Source organism: Bacillus sp. 1735sda2 (assembly GCF_024159245.1).
Taxonomy (GTDB): Bacteria; Bacillota; Bacilli; order Bacillales; family Bacillaceae; genus Bacillus; species Bacillus pumilus_O.
The window spans coordinates 1015527-1039563 of sequence record NZ_JAMYWZ010000001.1 but is presented as its reverse complement, the minus strand read 5'-3'; the positions used below and the strand labels follow the sequence as shown (position 1 = coordinate 1039563).

Here is a 24037-nt window from a genome sequence, read left to right as displayed (position 1 = left end):
CTATCTTCCTTCCTTGTTCCATCTAAGCCCTGAATGGGCAAGCTGTATATTGCCAGTATATAACGCCTGTGCTTCATTGACTAGGTCTTTATGACGACCAAAATGGGGCAGGTGGGTGATGATCAGTTCCCCAACATTTGCTTCCATTGCAAGCTTGCCAACCTCTGTACTATTCATATGTCCTGCACTCGATCCGTCCTGTCCAGCGTAGAAGTTACTTTCAGCAATGAGTAAATCTGCATCCTTGCTAAAAGGGACAAATGCCTCCTGATAACTTGAGTCTGCTGTATACACCACCACAGCATCCTTTGCCTGAATTCTCATCGCATAGCATTCTGCTGGATGAACCGTTTTCAAAAAATTGATTTGAAATGGACCAATTTGAATACCCTCTTCTGGCTGATAAGCCTTAGCCTTAGTATGTACATCATCCGCAATCCGCCCAAATGCTTCTTGATTACCCGTATGTCCATAGATTGGAAGCGGACCGCTGCTTTTTCCTAAATGATATCCCACTAGCTTCGCATATTGGAGTGGTCCGATATCTGCAATATGATCGTGGTGATAATGAGAAAGGAGAACAGCATCAAGTTCTTCTATATCAATGTATTGCTGCAGTTTGGAAAGAACACCGCTTCCGCAGTCTACAAGCAGACGAAAGCCATCTGATTCAAAAAGATACCCTGACGTTGCTTCACCAGCGGCAGGAAACCCTCCGTAGCATCCAATGACAGTTAATTTCATCGTCATTTTTCCCTCCTTTTCTAAAAGTCCCCATCTTACAATATACCCATTTTTCATGGAAAAAGCATTCTTCTTGCCTATTGTTACAAAACAGATTGACAATTATTAATCTGTTATAATACAATGATAACAACAAAACGTATTGGAGGATGACAAATGCTAGGAAAAATCACAGAGTTTTTTAGAAATTTGCCCTCAAAAAAATGCACAAAATGTGGAAATGATTTAATGGAACAACATGAGTGTTACGGTAATGAATGTGAGGAATGCTCACAAGTAAGTTATCTTAAATAAGGTAAAAAATTGAATTAAAAAGCACTTTTTTCCTCCTTCATCAGTTGGAGTCAAAAGTGCTTTTTATTTTTTCTGAAAAATAGGTAAAAAGGTAAAACCCTTGTCACAAAAGGGTTTTTTAGTATTTTCATCTGATGAGTTTTAGTTCAGAAGGCACTTTTTATTGACTTGAATCAATAATGGAGGTTCTAAGTGTTCATTTTTTCAAACAATTTTGTATTTTCTCAATATAATATAATCGTGGACGAAACTCTTTAATTTTAGTTATACTTTAATTCATATATTAAAACTTAATATAATGGGAATATTCCTTTAATGAATATGTTAGGGAGGAAATCTATGAAAAAATTAAAATTTGGATTAGCTACACAAATCCTAATCGGTCTTATTCTCGGTGTCGTTGTTGGGGCAATCTTTTTCGGTAACCCAGGCGTTGAGACTTATTTAAAACCAATTGGAGACTTCTTCTTAAGACTCATTAAGATGATTGTGATACCAATTGTCGTATCTAGCTTAATTTTAGGTGTTGCAGGTGCCGGTGATGGTAAAAAGGTAGGGAAACTTGGTTTTAGAACCATTCTTTATTTTGAAATTATCACAACATTTGCGATTATTCTTGGTCTTGTGCTTGCAAACTTTGTTCAACCTGGTGCAGGCGTTGACTTTGGTCATACGGAAAAACAAGATATTAGCCAGTATGTTGAAACGGAAAAAGAACAAAGCGGCAAATCAATTGCTGATACGTTCCTACATATCGTTCCAACGAACTTCTTCCAATCATTGGCGGAAGGTGATTTGCTTGCGATTATTTTCTTTACTGTGTTATTTGCACTTGGCGTTTCAGCCATTGGTGAACGCGGCAAACCAGTGCTCGCCTTCTTTGAAGGTGTGTCACATGCCATGTTCCATGTCGTCAATGTTGTAATGAAAGCTGCACCATTTGGTGTCTTCGCACTCATTGGTGTGACTGTCTCAAAATTTGGTCTTGAATCTCTTATTTCATTAGGTAAGCTTGTGGGTCTTGTTTATTTTGCGCTCGCTCTCTTCCTTATCGTTGTATTCGGAATTATTGGAAAGATGATTGGCGTTAATATTTTCAGATTTCTTGCTTACATGAAAGACGAAATGCTTCTTGCCTTTAGTACATCCAGCTCTGAAACAGTTTTACCAAGAGTCATGGATAAAATGGAGCGCATTGGATGTCCGAAGGGAATTGTTTCTTTCGTTATCCCAATCGGTTATACATTTAACCTGGACGGCTCCGTCTTGTATCAAGCGATCGCTGCGCTTTTCCTTGCACAGGTATACGGCATTGACCTTACGATTGTCCAGCAGCTCACACTTATTCTTGTGCTGATGGTGACATCTAAAGGAATGGCTGCCGTTCCTGGTACATCCTTTGTTGTATTACTTGCCACATTAGGCACAATCGGTGTACCTGCCGAAGGTCTAGCATTTATTGCAGGTGTAGATCGAATCATGGATATGGCACGTACAGTTGTTAACTTAACAGGAAATGCACTTGCAGCAGTTGTGATGTCTAAATGGGAAGGGCAATATGACCCTGAAAAAGGACATCGCGTGATGACTGGACAAGATGTACCTGAACCAACACAGCTTTCAAGCTAATGAAAAAGAACCCCGATAAATGGGGTTCTTTCAGATTGTGGACAAATTGCTAAAATGATCTTGATTTTAGCAATTTGTCTTCTTTTCAGCGTGATAGAAAACCTTTGAAGTCTAGGAAGGACGAGTACTGGCGCGGAGCGAATTTGACATTCGTGAGCACCAGCACGCAGGACTGACAACGAATGCGAGGGTTTGTCTACACGCTGAAAGAACCCCGATAAATGGGGTTCTTTTTTTATGCTGTAATTAATGATGATTGCACGTAGTGATAAAGAAGATCCGCTGTATGCACAAGAGAATCTTCATGTGTTCGTTCAAATGCATGCGAGGAATCGATCCCAGGACCAATCAATCCATGGATGATATCATGCCCTGCTCGAATCGCTGCTGATGCATCAGATCCGTAATAAGGGTAAATATCTAGACGATAATCAATGTTGTTCTCTTCTGCTAATGCGGCTAAATGCTTGCGTAATCCATAATGATAAGGACCGCTTGAGTCCTTCACACAAATAGACACGCTATATTCATCTGTTGATTGACCATCGCCGATCGCTCCCATATCAACAGCGAGGTATTCCACCGTTTCTTCTGGAATATTGGAGTTTCCACCGTAGCCAATCTCTTCATTATTAGAAATTAAGAAGTGCGTCGTATGCGGCAGTGTAATGTTTTCCTTTTGGATGCGGTGGATGAGTCGCAGCAAGAGCGCTACACTTGCCTTGTCATCAAGGTGTCTTGATTTAATAAAACCTAATGACGTCACTTCCACTCTCGGATCAAATGAGATAAAGTCCCCTACTTGAATGCCAATTGCTTTGACATCGTCTGCATTTTGCACCTTTTCATCAAGACGAACTTCCATATTCTCTTGGTTACGTTTTGCTTTTCCCGCATCTGCATAGACATGAACGGACGTTTGATGCATAAGAATGGTACCTGTGTATGTATGACCTGTTGATGTTTCAATTTCACAGTACTCACCTTCGATTGAGTTATACTGAAAGCCCCCAATGAGTGCAAGACGAAGCCGTCCATTTGATTTAATTTCCTTTACCATCGCACCGAGCGTATCGACATGTGCTGTCAGCATGCGGTGTTCCTTGTCATCAGTTCCTTTTATAGTGGCGATTAAGCCGCCCTTACGATTTCGTTTTGTCTCAATATTTACATCTTGTAGAAAGCGTTCAACAAAGCCGATCACCTTTTCTGTATTCCCTGACGGACTTGGGATCGATACGAGCTTTTGAATCAGCTGAACGGTTTCGTTTACTTCCGTTGTCATTCGGCATTTCCTCCTTTGTGTGAAAGCAATTCCTTCCATGAATGCCTTTTATAGCATCTCTTCTTAAAATATATCGCTTCGGGTTCAAGATGTCTAATTTCAAATCAAAAATCCTTCCTCTATTAAGAGAAAGGATTCATTGATTAAGCTTCGTCTTGTTTCATTTTTCTTACGTTCCAAGCAAAGTATGCAGTTGTTGCCGCCATCATGATGATCGCAACTGTACCAAGAATCGCTGCTTGGTGCCATAAATAACTATCATCACCGCTTGCAATGATCGTTCTAAATCCATTAATCGTATACGTCATTGGAAGCAGACTATGAATGACTTGGAAGAATTTCGGTACAAGCTCAAGCGGGAATGTGCCAGCACTTGCTGCGAGCTGAAGAACTAAGATAATGACGGCAATGAAGCGTCCTGGGTTCCCCATTGTTGTCGCTAGCAGCTGAATAATCGCTAAGAATGTTAGACTGACGACGATCGCAAAGAGATAGAAGCGCCAGAGGCTTTCCACCTCAAGACCAAGCCCAAAGATGAGCATCGTACTTGCAATGACTGCTTGAAGGATACCAACAAGCAGAAGCACACTATATTTGCTGACAAACCATTCAAACGCATTTCTAGGGCGGCCAGCAGGGTCTTTCATTGGGAATACAACGGTGAGCATGAGAGCCCCAACAAAGAGTCCCATCGATAAAATATAAGGCGTGAGCCCTGTTCCATAATTATCAATCTTTTTCGCTGTATCGTTTTCTGTTTTAACAGGACTTGCAATCATGTTGTAATTGTCTTGATTTGCATCAATTTCACCTGTTTCATCAGCAGCGCTTTTCAATTTATTGGATAATTTACCTGTACCGCTCTTTAAATCTCCCAATCCTTTATCAAGTGATTTTGAGCCTTCGGCAAGCTTAGATGTATTGCTTTGGATATTTGTTGAACCACTTTCTAGCTTATTTAACGCTGCGCTAAGCTGACTTGATCCATTTGCAAGCTTATCCGCTCCGCTTTTCGCCGTATCAAGTTTTCCATTTGCTGTTTCGAGACCATCTTGTAATTGACCTTGACCTGTTTGAAGCTTCAGTGCACCTTGATACAATTTATTCGTACCAGATGTCATTTGGTCGATCGCATTTTGTATCGCGACTGTAGACGTGTACAGCTGTTCTGTTTTCTCAGGCAGCTGTTTGACTTGCTGCAGCTGCGCTTTTGCAGATGCAACTGCTGATTGAACCTCACTTGCATCAGGCAGTTCCTGCAAGGCCGCTAAGCTTTGTTCGAGTCCAGACAGATCAGGCAGTTCGATTTTAGGCAGACTGTTTAGCTGATCGGTTGCCGCCTTTTTCTCTTCATCTGTCATAGAGCTGTTTTGGATAATGCTTTTTACTTTCGCATCTCGATTTGATAATGCTTCTTTCAGTGAAGCAAGTTTTGTACTGAACGTTTTTGCGTTTTTTTTCACCTGATCGAGTTTAGGCGCCATCTTTTCAAGATTCGCTAATTCTGGTGACGATAAGACTTTTTCTACTGCTGCAATTTTTTCTGAAAAAGATTGTGCTTTGTTGTTCAGTTGCTCAATGCCTGCTGTGAATTGCGGCATTTTAGAAGCGAGCTGCTGATGTCCTTCTCGGCTCGTGTTTAACCCTTCGGTTAATGTATCAATTCCTGAACCAAGCTCTCCAAATTTCTGATCAATGGTTTGATAGCCTGTTAAAAGCTGACCAAGCCCACTGTCTAGAGACTGTATGCCTGTGTTCAGTTCACCCATTTTCCCTGCGAACTGATGAACCCCTTCGCTATAGGTTAGTGTACCCTCAGCTAATTTGGCTAAGTTGTCTTTTAACTTCGTACTGCCATCTTTTGCGCTTTTTGTTCCGTCATCAATTTTCTTCGCGCCATCGCTTGCTTGATCTAATCCTTTTGCAATGGTTTTGAAGTTATCAAAGATGACCTCGGCGTAATTTTTTGTGACTTCCTTTGAAACCGAATCTTTTAATTTGATAATGGCATTATTCGCAATTTGTGACGCCGCATAGTTGGCGCCCGGATTCGTATAATATTTCAGATTCGATTTTTTCGGATGTTTCTCTAGCACTGTACTTGCATTTTTCGAGAAGTCCTTTGGTATTTCCACAACGAGATAATAGTCCTCGTTATTTAATCCTTTTATGGCCTTTTCGTGACTATCGACAAAGTTCCATTTGAAATTGTCGTTTTTCTTTAATTCCTTTACTAAATCATCGCCGACTTGAAGGGTTTTCCCGTCGTAATGACTGCCTTCATCCAAGTTGACAACCGCCACAGGCAATTGATCAACTGTACCATAAGGGTCCCAGTACGCTTTTAAAAATACACCACTGTAAATCAGCGGAATAAATAAGACAGCTAAAATCGGGATCAGTAGTTTTTTGCTCGTTACAATGTCTTTCCATTGATTCCGAATTAAATTCATTGCTGTTTTCCTCCCATAGATGAATGACTAAATATACAATTTGGTCATTTGAACTCAAAAAAAAATTATGTTGTTGCAGATAGTCCTTTTAAGACGTAAAGCTCCAGCGATTCAGCTACCTCTTCTTTTGTTAAAGGCTCGTATCGCTTTTCCCAATCAAAAATCAGTGCAATATATAGTTTCACCATCACAAATGCAGTCAGTTCAGGATCACAAGGCTTAATGTCGCCTTTATCCATCGCTTCTTGTACTTTCGTTTTGATATAGCGAATGATCATCTGCTCCATTTTCTCGATCATTTCCTTGACTGCTGACGTGCCAAGCTCCGCATTTTCCTGAAAAATCTTAATTGTGAGCTGGTGGTTTTTTCGAAATTCTAAAATTGCAAAGAGTGCTAAGTGAAGGTTTTCTGAGAAACTATTCTTCTCATCAATTGCTTCATCCGCAATTTTCCTCATCTCTAGTAAAAGGGATGTGAAAATTTCATCGAACAACTCTTCTTTGTTTTTGAAAAATGTATAAATGGTTCCTTTTCCGACATTGGCAAGTTTCGCCACAAGATCCATTGTGGTCGCTTTATACCCGAATTGAGTAAATGCTTTCGTCGCACCATCTAAAATCATTTGTCTCCTATCAACACTCATGATCTCACTCCTGAAATGACTATTTGAACGTTTTGGTCATTAAGTACAGAAAGTAATATACCATATCTTTTTCCCTAGATGCAACAACTTTGTTCACATTTATGATTCCCAACTCTTTTTGAATGATCCGCACATGAAAAACTCCCTTTCCATGACAGAAAAGGGAGTCGTTTTTTATGAAAATAGATACGATACAGCCTCTGAGATGGCGGCTTTTCCTTGATCAATACAATCAGGGATTCCGACACCTTCAAAAGCAGCACCTGTAATATAAACACCAGGATATGATTGCTTAAACGTTTCTCGCATGTTCGAAATGGCTTTCTGATGACCGACGTGATATTGCGGCATACTTGTCTTCCAGCGAGTCACTGTCGTCAATTCTGGATCTGCTTTAATATCCATGATTTTCTTTAAATCTTCTAGCACAATGCTGACGATTTGACTGTCTGACTGCTCGACAATTGATTCGTCGCCAGCCTTCCCTACATACGCACGCAATAGCGTTTTTCCTTTCGGAGCAGTATGCGGCCATTTTTTGTTTGTCCATGTACAGGCCGTAATAGAGAAATCACTGTTTCTTGAGATGACAAAACCAGTGCCATCATACTCATTATGAACATCCTCATCTTTAAAACCGAGTGCTACTGTTGCAACAGAAGTAGAGGTCATGTCATGCAAATACTCTAGCCCTGCTTCTTTAGGAAACATGGAATAAATCGATTGATGCGGAGTCGTGACAATGGCTGAATCGGCAAAAAGCGTTTGACCGCTGTCTAATTGTAAGCCATAGCCTCCATCCGTTTTTTCAATTTGTTTGACTTTTGTCCCTTTATAGACCGTTGTCAGCTTGAGCTTACTTTCTACTGCTTCCACAAGCGACTGCAATCCTTGATTGATCGTTTGGAACTGTCCTTGTTTTTTCGCAGTCACTTGCTGCGCTTTCGCATGCTGCTGTGATTTTTTCATCCCAAGAATCAAACTTCGATGCTGCTGTTCTGTTTGATAAAATTGCGGGAAGGTCGACATTAAGCTCAAACGGTCAATATCCCCTGCATAAATGCCTGATAGAAGCGGCTCAATTAAATTCTCAACGACCTCATCACCCACACGTCTTCTAAAAAATTCACCAAGCGACTGGTCTTCCTTCTGCTTGCTTTTTGGCAACACGAAATCCATCGCCGCTCTTGCTTTTCCCGCAACTGAAAAAAGACCAGTTGTAATAAATGGGCTGATTTGAGTTGGAATCCCCATAACAGCACCTTTTGGCATCGGATGAAGCTTTTCATTGACCAGTACATACGCTTGCCCAGTTTCATTATTGACGAGCTGATCGGACAGACCGACATCTTTTGCAAGCTGCGGCCCACTGACCTTTCTTTCTAAAAATGAATCAGGTCCACGTTCAATGATGTAGCCGTCTTTATATAATGTTTGTATTTTTCCACCTAGCCTAGGGCTCGCTTCAATAAGTGATATTTGAATCGGAAGACCTTTTTCTTCGACTTCCTTTTCCAAATAGAAGGCGGCGGCTAAACCAGTGATGCCACCGCCAATGATGACAAGGTGTTTTTGATTGTCATGCATAGGATCGCCTTCTTTTATATGATTACTTGCTTTCGTCAAGCTTCTTTAATACGACTGTTGCCAGAGCATCAATAAATGCTGGTTTCGCATTCGGCATTTCTGGACGATAGTAGGCTGCACCCATTTCATCTGTCACGACTTTACATTCATAATCGTTGTCGTATAAGACTTCAAGATGATCAGCGACAAACCCAACAGGCACATACACGAATGTTTGATAGCCTTTTTGTTCAAATAAGTCCCGCGTTAAGTCTTGTACGTCTGGTCCAAGCCATGGATCCGGTGTATTGCCTTCACTTTGCCAGCCAATTTCATAGTGTTCAATTCCCGCGCCTTCTGCAATCATTTTGGCAGATTGTGCGAGCTGATCAGGATATGGATCTCCTGCTGCAATAATTTTTTCAGGCAGGCTGTGTGCAGATACAATAAGTACTGCGGAATCTCTTTCCTCTTGACTCATTGATGCATACGTTTCCTTCACTTGCTTCACCCAATAGTCCACAAACTTCGGCTCATCGTACCAGCTTTCAACAGATGTAATCTGTAGATTGCCGAGCTTGTCTGCCTCATCTTGTGCACGTTTGTTATACGATTTCACACTAAATGTGGAGAAATGCGGCGCTAAAACGATACTCACAGCTTCTGTAATGCCGTCCTTGTGCATGTCAGCAACTGCATCCTCGATGAAAGGCTCGATATGTTTTAAGCCAATGTACACATGAAATTCAATATCGTCTTGAATATCATTCAAGTGCTCACATAAACCATGTGCCTGCTGCTCTGTAATTTTTGATAAAGGAGAAATACCGCCGATTGCCTTGTAGCGATCCTTTAAATCTTGCAGCATTTCCGGCTCCGGCTTTCTGCCTCTACGAATATGTGTATAATAACGCTCAATGTCTTCTTCTTTATACGGGGTGCCATATGCCATGACAAGAAGCCCCATTTTCTTTTTCTCCACAACCAACACTCCTTCAGATCATTCGAAATAGTTTAGATGGATGATTTTTTATGTTTAGCTGAATAATCGTGAATAAAATCGGTCAGCTTCTTTAACGTATCTGGTGAAACATCTGGAAATACCCCATGACCTAGGTTAAAGATGAAGTGATCTGATTTCATCCCTTGATCTAATATGTCTTTTGCTCTTTCTTCAATGACTTCCCAAGGAGAAAGTAAGATTGTTGGATCAAGATTTCCTTGTAACGTTTTTGTGAGCCCTTCTTTTCGTGCTTCATCTACACTCATACGCCAATCAAGTCCAACGACGTCTAGCGGCAAATCATGCCAATCTTTCACGAGATGGCTTGCACCAACTCCGTACATGATCATTGGTACATTTTCACTCTTCAACTCTGTGAAAATTCGCTGCATGACAGGTTTAATGAATGTCCGGTAGTCCGCTGCATTTAATGCGCCCACCCATGAGTCGAAGATTTGAAACGCACTGACCCCTGCTTTTACCTGGGCACGTATGTACGTGATCGTCATATCCGCTAATTTGTTCATGAGCAGCATCCATGTCTCAGGCTCACTGTACATGAGCGCTTTTGTTTTATGATAGTTTTTAGATGGGCCGCCTTCAATCATATAGCTCGCCATCGTAAATGGTGCACCAGCAAAACCGATAAGCGGTACATTTAGCTGCTCCTTCGTTAAAAGCTGAATGGTGTCAAGCACATATGGCAGGTCTTCTTCTGGATGAAGTTCCCCAAGACGTTCGATATCTGCTTTTGTGCGAATCGGTGAATCGATGACAGGTCCAATGCCATTTTTAATTTCAACGTCCACTCCAATAGCTGGAAGCGGGGTCATAATATCTTTATATAAAATCGCGGCATCTACACCATATTGTTCTACAGGAAGTCGTGTTACATAAGCACATAGCTCTGGCTGATGCGTAATTTCAAATAGCCCGTACTTTTCTTTAAGGGCACGATATTCAGGCTGTGAGCGTCCTGCCTGCCTCATATACCAAGCTGGTACATGGTCTGTTTTTTCCCCTTTGCACGCCTTTAAGAACGTGTCATTAAAAGCCTTCGTTTTTCCCATTACCTTTCATTCCACCTTTCGCCTTACACTCTCTTTGTATAAGGCTCAAACACTGCTTTTACTATACCGCTTTTTCAAGGCACGGTATACTAAACCGGCTCATTGTTCAAAAAATCGCCGAATATTAACGTCCAAAAGCCTCTGGCTTGACATATGGACTGCCTTCTCCTTCTTCTTCCGTTTGGGTATTATATGGAACCACCTTATATTCCGCATCTGAAAACACATTAGCATACGGCATTGTGTAGCTATTTGCGCCTGTCACTGAATCAATCAGCGTCTCGTTTCCATTCCTCTTTTCATAAATACGGTATTCTACCCGTTTATCCTCTTGCTTCTCCCAAGACAGCTCTAATGTAAACAATCCTTTGATTTTAAACACATAGCGGGCTTCAAATCCAGAAAGTCCTTCTAAATGAATTGGTGCTTGAAGTTCTTTAATGCCCTCTGGTTTTTTAAACGTTTCATTCGTCATTTGGGCTGCCGTTAATATATCCTTAAACAGCTGCACTGGGAATTGACTTCCGCCAGTTAAGTAGTGACTGTTATCGGTTTTGTCATACCCCATCCAGATCGCACCCGTTGTACTTGGTGTATAGCCGGCAAACCAAGCATCCTTTGTGGCACCCTTCACACCTGAATATGTGGTGGTGCCTGTTTTCCCTGCTAAGTCTCCAGCATATGAACCGCTCTGGGCTGTTCCGCCTTTGACAACTTGCTGCAGCATTCTTGTCATATTCCAAGCATTCTGCACGCTAAACACTCGTTCTGACTTACTGCGATTTTTCTCTACCGTTTCTCCTTCATCATTGGTGATTTTCTGAATGAAGAAAGGCTTTTTATATACACCTTCGTTTGCAAATGTGTGGAAAGCTCCCGCAATTTGAAGTGGAGAAACCCCTTTTTCTAAACCACCAAGGGCTATCGCAAGTCCTTGATCCGAAATATCGATTCCCATTTTCTCGAGATACGTTTTCGAAGTATCAATACCAAGCTGGCTTAATGTCCACACCGCTGCTGTATTTTTACTTTTCATGAGGGCCTCCACCATCGTGACCTTGCCTTCATACTGCCCATCGTAATTCTTTGGTGAATAGCCGTCATAGCTTTTTTCTTCGTCTTCAAGCAGGGAATAAGGTCGGAATTTTTTCTCCTGTAGCGCAGGTCCGTATACTGCGATCGGCTTGAAAACAGATCCAGGCTGCCTCACAGCTGTCACCCTGTTATAACCCCTCGCTTGATATTCTCGCCCTCCGATTGCAGCTTTTACTCCTCCAGACTCATTATCAATAAAGATAGCACTGCTTTCAGGAGAACCGCTTTTTCCCGGGAAATAACGATTGTTTTTCATCGCATCGTAAGCGACCTTTTGCAGATTCATATCGATCGGAACTGTTATGGTATAACCACCTTGAAGTAATTGTTCATGTGAAATGGAATACTCTGATTCTGCTTCCTTAATGATAAGATCGACATAGCTGTCCACCCAAGGCGTTTCTGATTTCTTTTTTAAATGAATGCCTAGTGTTCTTCCTTTTGCTTCTACTGTTTCTGTTGATGATAAATACCCTTGCTCATTCATTAAATTAAGGATCGTGTCCCGTCTTTGTTTATTTTTATCAGGGTGTAAAACAGGCGAGTAAGTAGACGGCGCCTTTGGCATCGCAGCAAGTGTCGCTCCTTCACTGACAGTTAAATCTTTCACATCTTTACTAAAGTAATAATTGGCTGCTGCCTGAATACCGTAGACGCCATGACCGAAGTAAAGCTGATTCAAATACATTTCGAGCAGCTTATCCTTTGAATAGTCTCTTTCTAAATTAATCGCAATGATGACTTCTTTTGTTTTTCGCAGAAAGGTTTTGTCATTTGTGAGAAAAATATTTTTTGCGAGCTGCTGAGTAATGGTACTGCCGCCCTCTACCTTTCCACCTGCTAATATATCTCGATAAACCGCCCTTGAAATTGACTGCGCATCAATTCCATGATGCTCATAAAACCGCTTGTCCTCGACAGCCACAAAAGCTTTTGCTACTTTATCGGGTACATCCTTTATTGACACAGGGTCCCGATTTTCTGAATACATACTTGTGAGTTCTTTTCCATTCTGATCAATGATTTGGGATGAAGCATGAAATACAAGCTTCTTTTCATCTATGACATAATGTCCTAAAAATAAAATGGTCAGATAGCCAATAAATGAAAGTACAATGGTACTTCCTACAATGACTAATGGAATGATTATCTTCTTTTTCTTCAAATTAGGTCACCTCATTCCTTTATACGGATAGTATGGGATGTATTGCTTCATAATATGTTTTATGGATTGACTACCAAAGAATTATATATCATTCTTTTGTTATACTATCAAGCAGGAGGCGGTTTAGATGAATGTCTATATGACTTATGGAACAGCAGATTTCTTACATAAAATCGCAAAAAAACACGATCAGGAAAATCTGCTTTATATGGTCGGAAAAGAACAAGCAGCTCTTTTCCATGAGACGGAGGGTGAGACTGTTTTTAAAGCCCCACATGCCTATGATGTGATTTATGCAAAAGGTGAACTTGCCCATTCCGGTTTCGTCACCTTGAATCATATCCCTGTGAAGCTTGAAAGTAGAGCACTGTTTGAATCTACTTTCAAGAAAAAGACGAATATCTCAGAACATCAGCGGGGCTTCAAGGCTCTTCGAGTGTTAAGACCGAAAAAAGATGATGAAGTGTATTTAATTATGACACTTTGGGAATCAGAGGACTTATTTGAAGACTTTCAAGAATCAGAAGCATTCTTTCAGCCAAACAATGATACTGGCTCCATCTTCTCTCGTCCTGCTTATCTCACATCCTATCATGCCGTTACAGACAATTAAGGAAGTGCTGCTCTCAGCACTTCTTTTTTCATGAAAAAAAGCCCAATCAATGGGCTCTTTATTAGCGTCGTGATGTCAGCTCGTACCGATGAATGATCGGCTGGAGTACATAGAAATTCAATAGGATCCATCCTAATAAGGTCGGCCACTTTAACATAGGTGAAGCCCCTTTCAATTGAATGAGCATCACCAATAGCGGAATCAAACAGATCAGGAAAAAACTCATTTTCGATACAAAGGTTTCTTTGATTTGATGCCGACAGCTTGGACACATCATCATTTTCGTATGTGATAAATGAAACTTTTCAACGAAAGAAAACGCTTTCGAACAATTTGGACAGCTTCCCAATACAATTCCTCCCTTTCAACGCTTCATAGACACTTCGACTTTTATGTAAAATGACCTTTGATGCGCATGTGACATCCTCTTCTGTTGAAAGATTCTAACAATTACCATACAATCAGTAAAAGAGCATGAAGGAGGTTTTCAAATCAATGACAATATCTACTTTACAAAAAAGCATCAATGAACGTCTTGATGAACATTATGAGGAAATGGTTGAAATTAGACGCCATCTCCACATGAATCCTGAACTTTCTTTCCAGGAAGAAGAAACAGCCGCTTTCATCGCCAGCTACTACGACAAATTACATATACCCACACGTACACAGGTAGGCGGCCATGGTGTACTCGCCTTTATCGAAGGAACTTCTCCGGGGCCGACGATTGCCCTCAGAGCTGATTTCGATGCACTCCCTATCCATGATGAAAAGGAAGTGCCTTACAAATCAACAAAACCTGGTGTGATGCATGCATGCGGGCACGATGGTCACACAGCGACACTGCTTGTCTTAGCGAAAATTTTGAATGAGCACCGTGATCAATTAAAAGGGAAAATCGTCCTCATCCATCAGCACGCAGAAGAATATGCGCCAGGCGGTGCAAAACCAATGATTGAAGACGGCTGCTTAGACGGTGTCGATGTCATATTCGGTACACACCTTTGGTCTCCAGAGCCTTGTGGCACAGTTCTTTATAAAAGCGGGAACTTTATGGCAGCTGCTGACCGCTTCTCTATTCGAGTTCAGGGGAAAGGCGGACACGGCGCCCAGCCTCACTTAACGAAAGATGCTGTCCTCATCGGTTCACAAATCGTGGCAAACTTGCAACAAGTCGTTGCCCGTAAAGTAAATCCAGTTGATTCTGCTGTTGTATCTGTTGGAGGTTTTGTAGCAGAGAATGCTTTTAACGTCATTGCAGATTCTGCCGTTTTGACTGGTACTGCACGGTCCTTTGAAGAAAGTGCGCGACACACCATCGAACGAGAAATTGAACAGGTCGTGAAAGGTGTGTGCGCCATGCATGATGCGGAATACACATATGAATATGTGAGAGGATATCCTGCTGTCAAAAATCATCCAAAGCCGACTGAATTGATTGCTGACATCGCCAAGCAAACAGATGGTGTCATAGAAGTAAAAGAAGCGGAAACCCAAATGGGTGGAGAAGATTTTGCTTACTACCTTCAGCATGTCCCTGGTACCTTCTTTTACACAGGCGCCATGCCGGAAAACAGCGACGACGCATATCCCCATCACCATCCGAAGTTTGATATCAACGAAAAAGCAATGCCAGTCGCAGCGAAGGTACTCGCGAGTGCCGTCCTTTCCTACGATGAATAAAAAAAAGCCGCTGGCAAACAGCGGCTTTTCTATTTCTTTTCTTTCAACACCCGTAAGTGAAACACATGGCGAGCGACATCTCCTAGTTGTCCTGTCAGGTGATGATTTGCTACACCACCAACAGCGGCTCCGACGACCGGCATTAATTGAAACAGCTTCACTAGGTCAATGTAATCTCGATATTCCTGCTGAAAGCTGTACCAATCCATTTCCTCGCGGCTTGTTTCCCAATCATCTATGATGCTCATCATTTTTTGACGATGAGCACTACCAGAAAAGGCAAGTTGAAATATACAGAGCAAAAAGAGTCTTTCCTCTTTTTGAGACAAATCAAAACCATAAATACACGCCAGCTCATAAAGACATTTCATCTTAATGCTAAGCAGTAGCGGAAAGTCCGCCATACCGAGCAAAATACCACCTGCACCTGTTCCAATTCCTTCAATCGCAGCTGCCTTTTGATAGTATTTCACTTTCTCTTTTGCCAGTTCATTTCGCTCAATGATGGATAATTGCTCATCCATGACTGTAAATGAAGTGAAGTGAGATCCTGATACGGTGGATTCAACCATTGTTTTGACCGCACTTGTGATGACTTGATGAAACCTGGCAGGGATTCGGCGGTTCACCTGCTGCTGAACTCCTTTTGAAATCCGTTCGATCTTTGAAGGTTTTCTTAAAAATCGCGTTTGAAAAAGAATGGCTTCTTCATATAACTCCCGTTCAGCTGCATTCATCCGGTCCCCTCCTTGATGTCATCATACGCTCGCTGTCGGTCACATATATCTGCCTATCTCATCTTTTTTAATCGACTGAGTACGTATGGCTTGAAGAGGACAAGCACAAATGCCAATGAAATCAAAAGGGCAAGTCCACTTCCCTGCCATCCTCCTGCCGGTAGGACTGCACAGCTCAACAATATCGATTGGATGATGAGCACGTTACGGACGAGAATAAAAAAGCTCCGATCCTTTTCTTGTTGAGCAACAGGATAAAGTGCCTGTAAAGAAAGGTGGGCAAAGTGCTTCGTTAACGGCACTAGCTGGACACCTGTGATAAACACGGTGAACAAGACAAGCAGCGCACCTACCCAGCCTGCTGCACCTGTATACAAAATAATTAGCACAAACACGGCAGTAAGCCTAATCACAAGACCAAAATAGTCATTTGACCGTAAAAATGCCCTCACATACATGTAAGAAAAAGTTTTACGCTGGTCATACGGAACAAACTGCAAAAGCCAGTCCATATAGATTCTTCTTTTCACCTGTTTCTTCAAATGAGGCACATCTGTAAATAAATTGGCCAAACGATAAAAACGCTGTTTTCGTTTTAATTCGTCAGAAATATGCAATTCCCATTGAAAAGGCTGCTTTTTGACTGCATTGGTTAAGTAAACAAGATAGACACCATAGATGAGATAAAAAACGATTGCGATTGCATAGGATGCCTGTAAAACGGTATAGATTAAAATCATATTCAATAGAAAACGAAGGACTGCATCAAGCCATCTCATTTGTTTTCCTTGAAAATACGTCATTCTCCATTGAATCGCTGTATTCAGACCCTTGATCAAAATCATTTGCGCCAATATAAGCACATACATCTTGATGCCGCCTGAAGACACTGCCGAATAAAGCGGGAGTGCGACAATGGATACAGCAATGAGAGGAAACAGCTGAGAAATGAAGCTAAAGTTAAAGGCTTGTTTTAAATAAGGCTCCATCTTCCCTTCCAAAGGAAGCAAAAACACGAGATCTGCTTCTTTGATCAACGTCCGCACGTAAGAGCTTGTCAGTACCAATGAGAAAACAACTGCCATAACCCAGTAGGATGGAAAATGAGCTGGAATTTGTTTGAGCCAGTTACTATACCAGCTCGCTCCGCCTGCAAGGAAAAAAATGAGCACAATGACAAGATGATCATTGAACATGTATTTTAAATATTTTCTTGTATCTTGTATGTGTTCCTCTAATCGTGATTTCCAAATGCTTTGCGTCGTTTTACTCATAGCTTTCTTCCTTTGTTAATTCCAAATAAAGATCATCGAGTGTCGCATCTCTCATATTGAACTGTTCTCTCAGCTCCGTCAGGGTTCCTTTCGCTCTGATTTCCCCTTCGTGCAAAATAATAAAAGAATCACAATAGCGCTCTGCTGTCGCCAAGATATGCGTCGACATCAGGACACTAGCGCCGTTTTTCTTCGCGGCATTCATCCGTTCAAGCAGTGCATTAATCGCAAGTGGATCAAGCCCTAAGAACGGTTCATCAATGATATACAGTTCTGGTTCAACAAGAAATGCACACATAATCATGACCTTCTGCTTCATACCTTTTGAAAAATGAGCAGGGAACCACTTCAAACGTTTCTCCATTCGAAATTCTTTCAGCAATGACGGCAGGCGTTCATCTAATTGTTCCTTAGACAGTCCGTAAGCCATCGCTGTCAGCTCTAAATGCTCTTTTAAAGTTAATTCTTCATATAATACAGGTGTTTCTGGAATAAACGTAAATTGCGAACGATACGCCTCTTGATCATCTTGAAGGGTTCGCCCGTTTAATTCAATCACACCTTTATGCGGTTTCATGAGTCCGATGATATGGCGAATGGTTGTGCTTTTCCCCGCCCCGTTTAAGCCGATGAGACCAACAATTTGATTTCTTTCTAATTCAAATGAGATATTTTTTAGAACGGGATTCTTCGTATATCCACCCGTTACATCTTTTACAGTGAGAAGGGACATGAATTCGTTCCTTTCTTTCATTTTTCCTTTATAGTAACAAAAACGAAAGGTAATTTGAAATGTTTACCTATAGACAAGTCATGAATAAAAAATAGGCATCTTGGTCATCATAATGTATGTAGAAGAAATGAACTTGATGACCAATAAGTAAATGAGGTGTTTGTTAAAGGCAAAGAACCGCATGACAAGTTGGTTTTTCATCTAAAAACCTTAGCTTCTGTTTTGCTTCACTGATTCTTGATTTTTGTGTCCTATACAATATGTATACGACAAACCAAAACGTCAAATGAGGTGTTTACGGCAGAAATAGCAGGCATATGAATTCTTTATTTCAGTAAATAGAGAATTCAAAAGGCATATCGAATGAAAGCATCAGCATTTCTTCTGCAGGAGCAGGATGAGCGACCAAAGGAGTTCGCTTGTCCTGTTTTCTTTTTTGCTCATTTTTGTGATACGATGAAGGAAAATGAATGAGGAGTGACATGACGTGAGCGATTGTATTTTTTGCAAGATCATTGATGGAGACATTCCATGTGCAAAAGTATATGAAGACGAGCATGTATTGGCTTTTCTAGATATTAGCCAAGTAACAAAAGGGCATACCCTTGTAATCCCGAAAATACATAAAGAAAACATCTATGACATGACACCAGAAGTGTCTAATCACTACTTCCAAGCGATTCCGAAAATTGCAAGGGCGATCAAACAGGAATTTGAACCCATTGGATTAAACCTTTTAAACAACAATGGCGAAAAAGCTGGACAATCTGTGTTCCATTACCACATGCATATCATTCCGCGTTACGGCAAAGGCGATGGCTTTGGTGCCGTATGGAAATCACATCAAGATCAATATACGTCAGAGGATTTAAAAGACATTTCTTCTGCCATTCATACGCGCCTTACCTCATCTTAATAGATGAGGTTTTTCTCATTTCTACCCCTTTTTCTCCCCTTTGTTTCTTAATAGTAAGATATTTAGAACGATTCAAATTTTTTGTCCAATTGCTTCAAATTTGTGATAGGATGGTTTTATCTTTTGATCCATTAACGCGAGAAATAGGGAGAGATTGTGATGAAGCGAACGACGAATTTTAATGCTGGTCCTGCGGCACTGCCGCTAGAAGTGCTTAAAAAGGCACAGGAAGAACTTGTTGATTTTAAACAAACTGGAATGTCTGTAATGGAGCTGTCGCATCGCAGTGGTGAATATGAAGAAGTCCACAATAAGGCAAAATCATTGTTGGTTGAACTGATGGACATTCCTGAAGATTACGAAGTCCTCTTTTTACAGGGCGGAGCTAGCCTTCAATTTGCGATGATTCCTATGAACTTCTTACATGAAGGCGAAACGGCTCATTTCATTCAAACAGGCGCTTGGTCAGAAAAAGCATTATCAGAAGCAAAAGGGTTTGGTGAAACATCTGTGTTTGCTTCAAGTGAAGACGACAACTACTCGTATATTCCAGAAGTAGATGCCTCCGCTTTAACAGATGGCGCTTATTTACACATCACATCAAACAATACGATCTTCGGCACTCAGTGGAAAACGTTCCCTGGTACATCATTACCGCTCATTGCGGATATGTCCAGTGATATTCTCAGCAAAAAAATCGATGTTTCTCAATTTGATCTCATTTATGCTGGGGCACAAAAAAACTTAGGGCCTTCTGGTATCACGATTGTGATCGCGCGCAAACGTTTATTAGAAAAAGAGAAAAAGAGCACACCGAAAATATTAAAATATTCAACACACGCAAAAGCTGGCTCTCTTTATCACACCCCACCGACTTTTGCGATTTATATGCTGTCTCTTGTCCTTGACCATGTTAAACAGGCTGGCGGCGTAGAAGCAGCGGAAAAAAGAAATGAACAAAAAGCAGGCATTCTCTACGACACAATTGATCAAAGCGGCGGTTTTTACAAAGGACACGCACGAACTGATAGCCGGTCGCATATGAATGTCACATTTACCCTTCGTGATGATGCACTCACTGCATCCTTTGTAGAGAAAGCAAAGCAGGAACAAATGGTTGGACTTGCCGGTCATCGTTCTGTCGGTGGATGCAGAGCATCTATTTACAATGCGGTATCGATTGAAGACTGCCAAAAGCTTGCGGACTTTATGAAAAAGTTCCAGCAAGAAAATGAGTGAAAAAGCTTTTCTATAGAGAAATAAATTTGTTATAATAACGAGAAATATAAAGTGATGACTCTTGCAATAAATGATGAGCCATATTATTGGAGAGTTCTAAGAGCTTAGCAGAGGAGAGCATAGAAATGAAAACAAAAGAATTAGTCATTATGTCATTGCTTGCAGCAATGGGAGCTGTTTTGCATACGATTTTCCCGCCCATCTTTTTCGGAATGAAACCTGATATGATGCTGGTCATGATGTTTTTAAGCATCATCCTTTTCCCAAAGGTACAGCATGTCGTGGTGATTGCCCTCGTAACAGGCGCCATTTCTGCATTAACAACAGGTTTCCCAGGCGGACAAATTCCAAATATGATTGATAAACCAGTGACAGCCTTTATCTTCTTAGCCCTTTTCTTATCTTGCATGAAGATAAAGAACAAAGTAGTGCTGACCGCTGTGTTAACTGCGATTGGAACCATCGTATCCGGCGTGATTTTCCTATCTGCCGCATTACTGATCACTGGACTGCCAGCTGCATTACCTGCACTTCTTGTAGGCGTCGTTCTGCCAGCAGCCGTGATTAATACCATTGCTATGGTATTTGTCTTCCCAATTGCTCAGTCCATTCTCAGACGTGCAAGAATGATAGAAGTTGCTTAACAAATAATCGAACCTCTTCATAATAGATGAAGAGGTTTTTTTCATGCTTTTATAAAAGAAAAAGGGTCAAAAGCAAAATGAGGAGCGAAATTCCTGCACCTGCCGCACACACAAGTGCTTTTTGCTTTAATACATGTTTTGGCGGATAAGACCCCGCATACCCCAGCTGTCTTGCATAATGAATAGAGCCACCTGTAAAAACGACACCGATACACGTAAAAACGAACAGAAAGACAGACAACCTTCTCCCCTCCCTTTTCTTCAAAAGTATGCTAAAATAAAGCAAGCTATGTATGGAAGTTCAATGAAGCTGATCGTCAGCTCAGAGAGAACATGCGAATGTGTAAAATTTGACTAGAGGTGATTTGAATGGCTAGTGGACGTTCTTTATTAACAGGATTATTTGTAGGCGGTCTCCTCGGAGGTGCGGCAGTGCTCCTGACGACTCCCTCTTCTGGCAGAGATGTGCGCGGAAAGATGAAAGACGGCTATGACAAATTCGAAGATACGCTGACAAGATTAAAAAGAGATGGACAAGCTTTAAAAGAGCAAATTGTTGAAACAGCAAAAGAAAGTGCAGAGGTCATTAAAGAAGTCGGAACTGAATTACAAACATCGATTCAGCAATGGCGTGAAGAAATCAAGCCTCATCAGCAGGATTTGCAAAAGGAAATTCAGGAAATTGAGGAAAAGCTCAAGCAACTGGAGAAAACCTTACAAAACTAATATACTCAAGAAAAAATATTCGTTTACAAAAGTGTGCGGGGTGCGTATCCCGCACTTTTTTTGTTGAAAAAAGGTTATTTTGACAATGTTTTTCATGAGTTTTAAAAATTCTTGAATTTTCAGCTTTATTAATCTTTATTTTATTGGCATAATAGAATTACAAGAAAAAGAGAAGTAGGTGAAATGGATGAATCATTCGGAACAGCCTTTCGATGTAAAAGAAGCACTTTTATTCAGTCAAAGAATGGCCCAATTGAGCAAAGCTCTTTGGAAATCCATTGAAAAGGACTGGCAGCAGTGGATCAAACCGTATAACCTAAATATCAATGAACATCATATTTTGTGGATTGCGTATCAATTAAAAGGAGCTTCAATATCAGAAATTGCAAAGTTTGGCGTCATGCACGTATCAACAGCGTTTAACTTCTCCAAGAAACTGGAGGAACGAGGATTTTTAAAATTTTCTAAAAAGTTAAACGATAAACGCAATACGTATATTGAGCTAACGCCAAAAGGCGAAGAGACATTCCATAAACTACTCGAAGATTATGACCCGGCAAGAACTGGTATTGTCAAAGGCGCACAGCCGCTTCATGACATTTACGGAAAATTCCCTGAGATTTTAGAAATGATGTGTATTATCCGAAACATCTATGGTGAGGACTTCATGGAGATTTTTGAGAAATCGTTTTCAAACATTGAGAAGGACTTTTTGAACGAGCGAGGAAGAGTCACTAAAAAGTCTGAGGAACTTGAAGACTCAGCTGATGCAGCAGAAAAAGCGGCTAAAGCAAATCAAATTGTTTAATGATCTTTATAAATTCATTCATTAACGGCTGAAACAGCCCTTGATCATGCAATGCAAATATCGTCTCATGCACATCCAGCTTTTCAATTAACTGTCCTGCAAAAAGCGCAAGCATATCGTCAAACATGACGTAGCCTTGTGCTTTTTGCTTGTCCATTTCCTCTGAAAGCTCAGCACAAATACGCTCAATTTCCTGCGCTTCTTCTTTCGATACCTGCTGCCTCATCAATAATGCATAATATGGATAACGGCTCATATCGGTCGCCGTCAGCAAAAGTTCCATATAATATTCGAGCTGGCTCATTCGTTCCTCAATACTCATGTACGTTCCCTCTTTCTCTTAGTCTTTCTATTCTAGCCGAAATTACTCATTGACGAAAGAGACGAACCTCCCTCTTCTGTCTTTTTTTCTTGAAAAATCCAAAGTTTCCTCTCTTTATTCCATATGAACACAACATTTTATTTTTTTTCATAAAAACCATTGATTTTTATCCTCAGGAAGAGTAAATTATCTTGAGATATTCAATTAGTTTTTTAAGATTGGAAGGATGAAAAATGAATTGTTGGAAGACCATTAATCTTGAAAAGGATTATGGTTATACAAGACTGCTGATTTCAGCCATAAGTCTTGCTATACTTTTTTTCATTACGGCTTTTTTATGTTTTCAACTGACTCATCCTGAAACGAGACTAAGCAGTCACAACGCACCGCTTTTTGCTATGCTTTTACTTGTGACGTTGCTTGTCCACCGTGTGGTTCACTTGATCCCAGTGATGAAAAACAAGAAAAAAATGACGTTATTTAAACGAAATTGCTGGCAGCGTGTGCCAAAGAACATCATGCTTTATTCACTTCTTAGTCCATTTTGTGTGATTTCACCGGTTTACTTTGTGTTAGGTGTGTCGTTTCCTATGTATGCACACTATTTTATCATCATCGCAAGTATTCATGCAGGCTATTGTTTGCCTGACTTTTTATTTGCATGGAAACTGCTCAAAGCACCTAAATCCTGTATCATCGATCAAGCCCAAGACGAGTTTGATATTTTAGTTGACCAAACATCCTCATCATGAGGTTTTTAAAGCCAACTTCTATCTTTTTCATAAAAAATTTGGTAATGTAGTATGGGAATAGCATAGAGAGGGGGGATCTCCGATAGTTTTATTTTACTTCATCGTCTTTGCCGCGTTTATTGTGTATTCAATAAACAGGCTTACTAATACATTATGCCTTGTCAGAGAGATTCCTGAAGAACGGCAAGATAAGGTGTTTCGCTTTATCAATGTATCGATACTGATCTTACTGATCTCATCATTTGTTGAAATTACCATATCTATTTAAGATCAAAGCAAAAGCTGCCAGTTTGAGGGCAGCTTTTTGTGTATATTTATTATTAGCAAATCCAAGATGCACCGATAATGATCAATAAGATGAATAACACGACGACTAGTGCAAAACCGCCTGCGAAGACTTCTCCTCCCATGTAAAAACACCTCCTGCCAGTTCTTCCTCTGTTCTAAGCTCAGTGTATGCAATAAAATTGAAAACGTTTAGGCACCTGTCATCGTTTGAAAAAAGAACCGCCCGCACGCATGGCAGGACGGCTCCTTTCTGTCACAGCGATTTAATTAGTAAAGATATGCTGCACCAACGATGATCAGCAAAATGAATAGCACGACCAATAAAGCAAACCCATTAGAATATCCTGCTCCCAT

26 protein-coding genes are annotated in these 24037 nt (G+C 40.8%); 11 read left to right on the top strand and 15 right to left on the bottom strand.

Features of this window, described 5'->3' with window-relative positions; genetic code table 11:
* Window positions 1-744, bottom strand: a complete 744-nt coding sequence (locus NKR21_RS05260; protein ID WP_186299634.1) for an MBL fold metallo-hydrolase — start codon at window positions 742-744, stop codon at window positions 1-3.
* 156 nt (window positions 745-900) lie between these two features.
* Between NKR21_RS05260 and yhfH the strand changes: the two genes are divergently transcribed.
* Together yhfH and NKR21_RS05250 are read left to right on the top strand one after the other, a co-directional pair.
* Window positions 901-1038: a protein YhfH gene (gene yhfH, locus NKR21_RS05255; RefSeq protein WP_008359029.1), complete on the top strand. Its 138-nt coding sequence runs from the start codon at window positions 901-903 to the stop codon at window positions 1036-1038.
* 339 nt (window positions 1039-1377) lie between these two features.
* Window positions 1378-2667 (top strand): glutamate/proton symporter GltT, encoded by a 1290-nt coding sequence (locus tag NKR21_RS05250; protein ID WP_012009468.1) that lies wholly within the window; start codon window positions 1378-1380, stop codon window positions 2665-2667.
* 235 nt (window positions 2668-2902) lie between these two features.
* Here the strand turns inward: NKR21_RS05250 and NKR21_RS05245 are convergent, their stop codons facing one another.
* The 7 genes from NKR21_RS05245 to NKR21_RS05215 form a co-directional block, all read right to left on the bottom strand.
* Window positions 2903-3952, bottom strand: a complete 1050-nt coding sequence (locus tag NKR21_RS05245; RefSeq protein ID WP_144456128.1) for a M42 family metallopeptidase — start codon at window positions 3950-3952, stop codon at window positions 2903-2905.
* A 143-nt stretch (window positions 3953-4095) separates the two neighbouring features.
* Window positions 4096-6405: a YhgE/Pip domain-containing protein gene (locus tag NKR21_RS05240; protein WP_144456130.1), complete on the bottom strand. Its 2310-nt coding sequence runs from the start codon at window positions 6403-6405 to the stop codon at window positions 4096-4098.
* Window positions 6406-6470: 65 nt separating this feature from the next.
* Window positions 6471-7049, bottom strand: a complete 579-nt coding sequence (locus tag NKR21_RS05235) for a TetR/AcrR family transcriptional regulator (protein ID WP_012009464.1) — start codon at window positions 7047-7049, stop codon at window positions 6471-6473.
* Between the two features lie 174 nt (window positions 7050-7223).
* Window positions 7224-8636, bottom strand: a complete 1413-nt coding sequence (hemY, locus tag NKR21_RS05230) for a protoporphyrinogen oxidase (protein WP_144456132.1) — start codon at window positions 8634-8636, stop codon at window positions 7224-7226.
* A 22-nt stretch (window positions 8637-8658) separates the two neighbouring features.
* Complete coding sequence (gene hemH / locus NKR21_RS05225; protein WP_144456134.1) at window positions 8659-9597, bottom strand: ferrochelatase; 939 nt, start codon at window positions 9595-9597, stop codon at window positions 8659-8661.
* Window positions 9598-9629: 32 nt separating this feature from the next.
* Entirely contained in the window at window positions 9630-10688 is a 1059-nt protein-coding gene (gene hemE, locus NKR21_RS05220; RefSeq protein WP_012009461.1) for a uroporphyrinogen decarboxylase, read from the bottom strand.
* A gap of 124 nt (window positions 10689-10812) precedes the next feature.
* Window positions 10813-12948: a transglycosylase domain-containing protein gene (locus NKR21_RS05215; RefSeq protein WP_144456136.1), complete on the bottom strand. Its 2136-nt coding sequence runs from the start codon at window positions 12946-12948 to the stop codon at window positions 10813-10815.
* Window positions 12949-13075: 127 nt separating this feature from the next.
* Between NKR21_RS05215 and NKR21_RS05210 the strand changes: the two genes are divergently transcribed.
* Window positions 13076-13561 carry an antibiotic biosynthesis monooxygenase family protein gene (locus tag NKR21_RS05210; RefSeq protein WP_144456138.1) on the top strand — a complete coding sequence of 162 codons (486 nt, stop codon included), beginning with the start codon at window positions 13076-13078 and terminating at the stop codon, window positions 13559-13561.
* Window positions 13562-14056: 495 nt separating this feature from the next.
* Window positions 14057-15244: a M20 family metallopeptidase gene (locus tag NKR21_RS05205; RefSeq protein WP_144456140.1), complete on the top strand. Its 1188-nt coding sequence runs from the start codon at window positions 14057-14059 to the stop codon at window positions 15242-15244.
* Window positions 15245-15273: 29 nt separating this feature from the next.
* Here NKR21_RS05205 and NKR21_RS05200 read toward each other — a convergent pair whose 3' ends face one another.
* Genes NKR21_RS05200 through NKR21_RS05190 form a run of 3 tightly spaced genes read right to left on the bottom strand, consistent with a single transcriptional unit; the run spans window position 15274 to window position 17988 of the window.
* Window positions 15274-15981: an EcsC family protein gene (locus NKR21_RS05200; protein WP_012009456.1), complete on the bottom strand. Its 708-nt coding sequence runs from the start codon at window positions 15979-15981 to the stop codon at window positions 15274-15276.
* Window positions 15982-16034: 53 nt separating this feature from the next.
* Window positions 16035-17255, bottom strand: a complete 1221-nt coding sequence (locus NKR21_RS05195; RefSeq protein ID WP_144456142.1) for an ABC transporter permease — start codon at window positions 17253-17255, stop codon at window positions 16035-16037.
* On the bottom strand, window positions 17248-17988 hold the full coding sequence (locus NKR21_RS05190) for an ABC transporter ATP-binding protein (protein WP_003212171.1): 741 nt from the start codon (window positions 17986-17988) through the stop codon (window positions 17248-17250). Before NKR21_RS05190 ends, NKR21_RS05195 begins: the two co-directional genes overlap by 8 nt.
* A gap of 487 nt (window positions 17989-18475) precedes the next feature.
* On the opposite strand from NKR21_RS05190, the gene NKR21_RS05185 reads away from it, so the two are divergent.
* The 3 genes from NKR21_RS05185 to NKR21_RS05175 all read left to right on the top strand — a co-directional run bounded on the left by NKR21_RS05185 (window position 18476) and on the right by NKR21_RS05175 (window position 20787).
* Entirely contained in the window at window positions 18476-18904 is a 429-nt protein-coding gene (locus NKR21_RS05185; protein ID WP_008348883.1) for an HIT family protein, read from the top strand.
* A 159-nt stretch (window positions 18905-19063) separates the two neighbouring features.
* Window positions 19064-20143 carry a 3-phosphoserine/phosphohydroxythreonine transaminase gene (gene serC, locus NKR21_RS05180; RefSeq protein ID WP_144456145.1) on the top strand — a complete coding sequence of 360 codons (1080 nt, stop codon included), beginning with the start codon at window positions 19064-19066 and terminating at the stop codon, window positions 20141-20143.
* Between the two features lie 125 nt (window positions 20144-20268).
* Complete coding sequence (locus NKR21_RS05175; RefSeq protein ID WP_003212065.1) at window positions 20269-20787, top strand: tryptophan transporter; 519 nt, start codon at window positions 20269-20271, stop codon at window positions 20785-20787.
* A gap of 49 nt (window positions 20788-20836) precedes the next feature.
* Here NKR21_RS05175 and yhzF read toward each other — a convergent pair whose 3' ends face one another.
* Window positions 20837-21028: a membrane protein YhzF gene (gene yhzF, locus NKR21_RS05170; protein WP_003211362.1), complete on the bottom strand. Its 192-nt coding sequence runs from the start codon at window positions 21026-21028 to the stop codon at window positions 20837-20839.
* A gap of 128 nt (window positions 21029-21156) precedes the next feature.
* Here yhzF and NKR21_RS05165 point away from each other — a divergent pair, with 128 nt between their 5' ends.
* Window positions 21157-21513 (top strand): YtxH domain-containing protein, encoded by a 357-nt coding sequence (locus tag NKR21_RS05165; RefSeq protein ID WP_007497160.1) that lies wholly within the window; start codon window positions 21157-21159, stop codon window positions 21511-21513.
* 187 nt (window positions 21514-21700) lie between these two features.
* The gene (locus NKR21_RS05160; RefSeq protein ID WP_012009452.1) at window positions 21701-22321 is read left to right on the top strand and encodes an HTH-type transcriptional regulator Hpr; all 621 of its coding nucleotides are present in this window, start codon (window positions 21701-21703) and stop codon (window positions 22319-22321) included.
* Here the strand turns inward: NKR21_RS05160 and NKR21_RS05155 are convergent.
* On the bottom strand, window positions 22299-22643 hold the full coding sequence (locus NKR21_RS05155; protein WP_012009451.1) for a YhaI family protein: 345 nt from the start codon (window positions 22641-22643) through the stop codon (window positions 22299-22301). The genes NKR21_RS05160 and NKR21_RS05155 overlap by 23 nt on opposite strands.
* Before the next feature lie 233 nt (window positions 22644-22876).
* On the opposite strand from NKR21_RS05155, the gene NKR21_RS05150 reads away from it, so the two are divergent.
* Together NKR21_RS05150 and NKR21_RS05145 are read left to right on the top strand one after the other, a co-directional pair.
* A complete protein-coding gene (locus NKR21_RS05150) occupies window positions 22877-23395 on the top strand; it encodes a DUF3267 domain-containing protein (protein WP_144456147.1) in 519 nt (172 codons plus the stop codon).
* Between the two features lie 82 nt (window positions 23396-23477).
* Window positions 23478-23663 carry a hypothetical protein gene (locus tag NKR21_RS05145; RefSeq protein ID WP_072368131.1) on the top strand — a complete coding sequence of 62 codons (186 nt, stop codon included), beginning with the start codon at window positions 23478-23480 and terminating at the stop codon, window positions 23661-23663.
* Between the two features lie 52 nt (window positions 23664-23715).
* Here NKR21_RS05145 and NKR21_RS05140 read toward each other — a convergent pair whose 3' ends face one another.
* Window positions 23716-23805 carry a YjcZ family sporulation protein gene (locus NKR21_RS05140; protein WP_017360317.1) on the bottom strand — a complete coding sequence of 30 codons (90 nt, stop codon included), beginning with the start codon at window positions 23803-23805 and terminating at the stop codon, window positions 23716-23718.
* Window positions 23806-23950: 145 nt separating this feature from the next.
* Complete coding sequence (locus NKR21_RS05135; protein ID WP_008361129.1) at window positions 23951-24037, bottom strand: YjcZ family sporulation protein; 87 nt, start codon at window positions 24035-24037, stop codon at window positions 23951-23953.

What these genes read in the sequence shown, in the direction of transcription:
- NKR21_RS05260 (WP_186299634.1), bottom strand. Translation starts at nt 744, where the DNA reads ATGAAATTAACTGTCATTGGATGCTACGGAGGGTTTCCTGCCGCTGGT.
- yhfH (WP_008359029.1), top strand. Translation starts at nt 901, where the DNA reads ATGCTAGGAAAAATCACAGAGTTTTTTAGAAATTTGCCCTCAAAAAAA.
- NKR21_RS05250 (WP_012009468.1), top strand. Translation starts at nt 1,378, where the DNA reads ATGAAAAAATTAAAATTTGGATTAGCTACACAAATCCTAATCGGTCTT.
- NKR21_RS05245 (WP_144456128.1), bottom strand. Translation starts at nt 3,952, where the DNA reads ATGACAACGGAAGTAAACGAAACCGTTCAGCTGATTCAAAAGCTCGTA.
- NKR21_RS05240 (WP_144456130.1), bottom strand. Translation starts at nt 6,405, where the DNA reads ATGAATTTAATTCGGAATCAATGGAAAGACATTGTAACGAGCAAAAAA.
- NKR21_RS05235 (WP_012009464.1), bottom strand. Translation starts at nt 7,049, where the DNA reads ATGAGTGTTGATAGGAGACAAATGATTTTAGATGGTGCGACGAAAGCA.
- hemY (WP_144456132.1), bottom strand. Translation starts at nt 8,636, where the DNA reads ATGCATGACAATCAAAAACACCTTGTCATCATTGGCGGTGGCATCACT.
- hemE (WP_012009461.1), bottom strand. Translation starts at nt 10,688, where the DNA reads ATGGGAAAAACGAAGGCTTTTAATGACACGTTCTTAAAGGCGTGCAAA.
- NKR21_RS05210 (WP_144456138.1), top strand. Translation starts at nt 13,076, where the DNA reads ATGAATGTCTATATGACTTATGGAACAGCAGATTTCTTACATAAAATC.
- NKR21_RS05205 (WP_144456140.1), top strand. Translation starts at nt 14,057, where the DNA reads ATGACAATATCTACTTTACAAAAAAGCATCAATGAACGTCTTGATGAA.
- NKR21_RS05200 (WP_012009456.1), bottom strand. Translation starts at nt 15,981, where the DNA reads ATGAATGCAGCTGAACGGGAGTTATATGAAGAAGCCATTCTTTTTCAA.
- NKR21_RS05195 (WP_144456142.1), bottom strand. Translation starts at nt 17,255, where the DNA reads ATGAGTAAAACGACGCAAAGCATTTGGAAATCACGATTAGAGGAACAC.
- NKR21_RS05190 (WP_003212171.1), bottom strand. Translation starts at nt 17,988, where the DNA reads ATGTCCCTTCTCACTGTAAAAGATGTAACGGGTGGATATACGAAGAAT.
- serC (WP_144456145.1), top strand. Translation starts at nt 19,064, where the DNA reads ATGAAGCGAACGACGAATTTTAATGCTGGTCCTGCGGCACTGCCGCTA.
- NKR21_RS05175 (WP_003212065.1), top strand. Translation starts at nt 20,269, where the DNA reads ATGAAAACAAAAGAATTAGTCATTATGTCATTGCTTGCAGCAATGGGA.
- NKR21_RS05165 (WP_007497160.1), top strand. Translation starts at nt 21,157, where the DNA reads ATGGCTAGTGGACGTTCTTTATTAACAGGATTATTTGTAGGCGGTCTC.
- NKR21_RS05160 (WP_012009452.1), top strand. Translation starts at nt 21,701, where the DNA reads ATGAATCATTCGGAACAGCCTTTCGATGTAAAAGAAGCACTTTTATTC.
- NKR21_RS05155 (WP_012009451.1), bottom strand. Translation starts at nt 22,643, where the DNA reads ATGAGTATTGAGGAACGAATGAGCCAGCTCGAATATTATATGGAACTT.
- NKR21_RS05150 (WP_144456147.1), top strand. Translation starts at nt 22,877, where the DNA reads ATGAATTGTTGGAAGACCATTAATCTTGAAAAGGATTATGGTTATACA.
- NKR21_RS05140 (WP_017360317.1), bottom strand. Translation starts at nt 23,805, where the DNA reads ATGGGAGGAGAAGTCTTCGCAGGCGGTTTTGCACTAGTCGTCGTGTTA.
- NKR21_RS05135 (WP_008361129.1), bottom strand. Translation starts at nt 24,037, where the DNA reads ATGGGAGCAGGATATTCTAATGGGTTTGCTTTATTGGTCGTGCTATTC.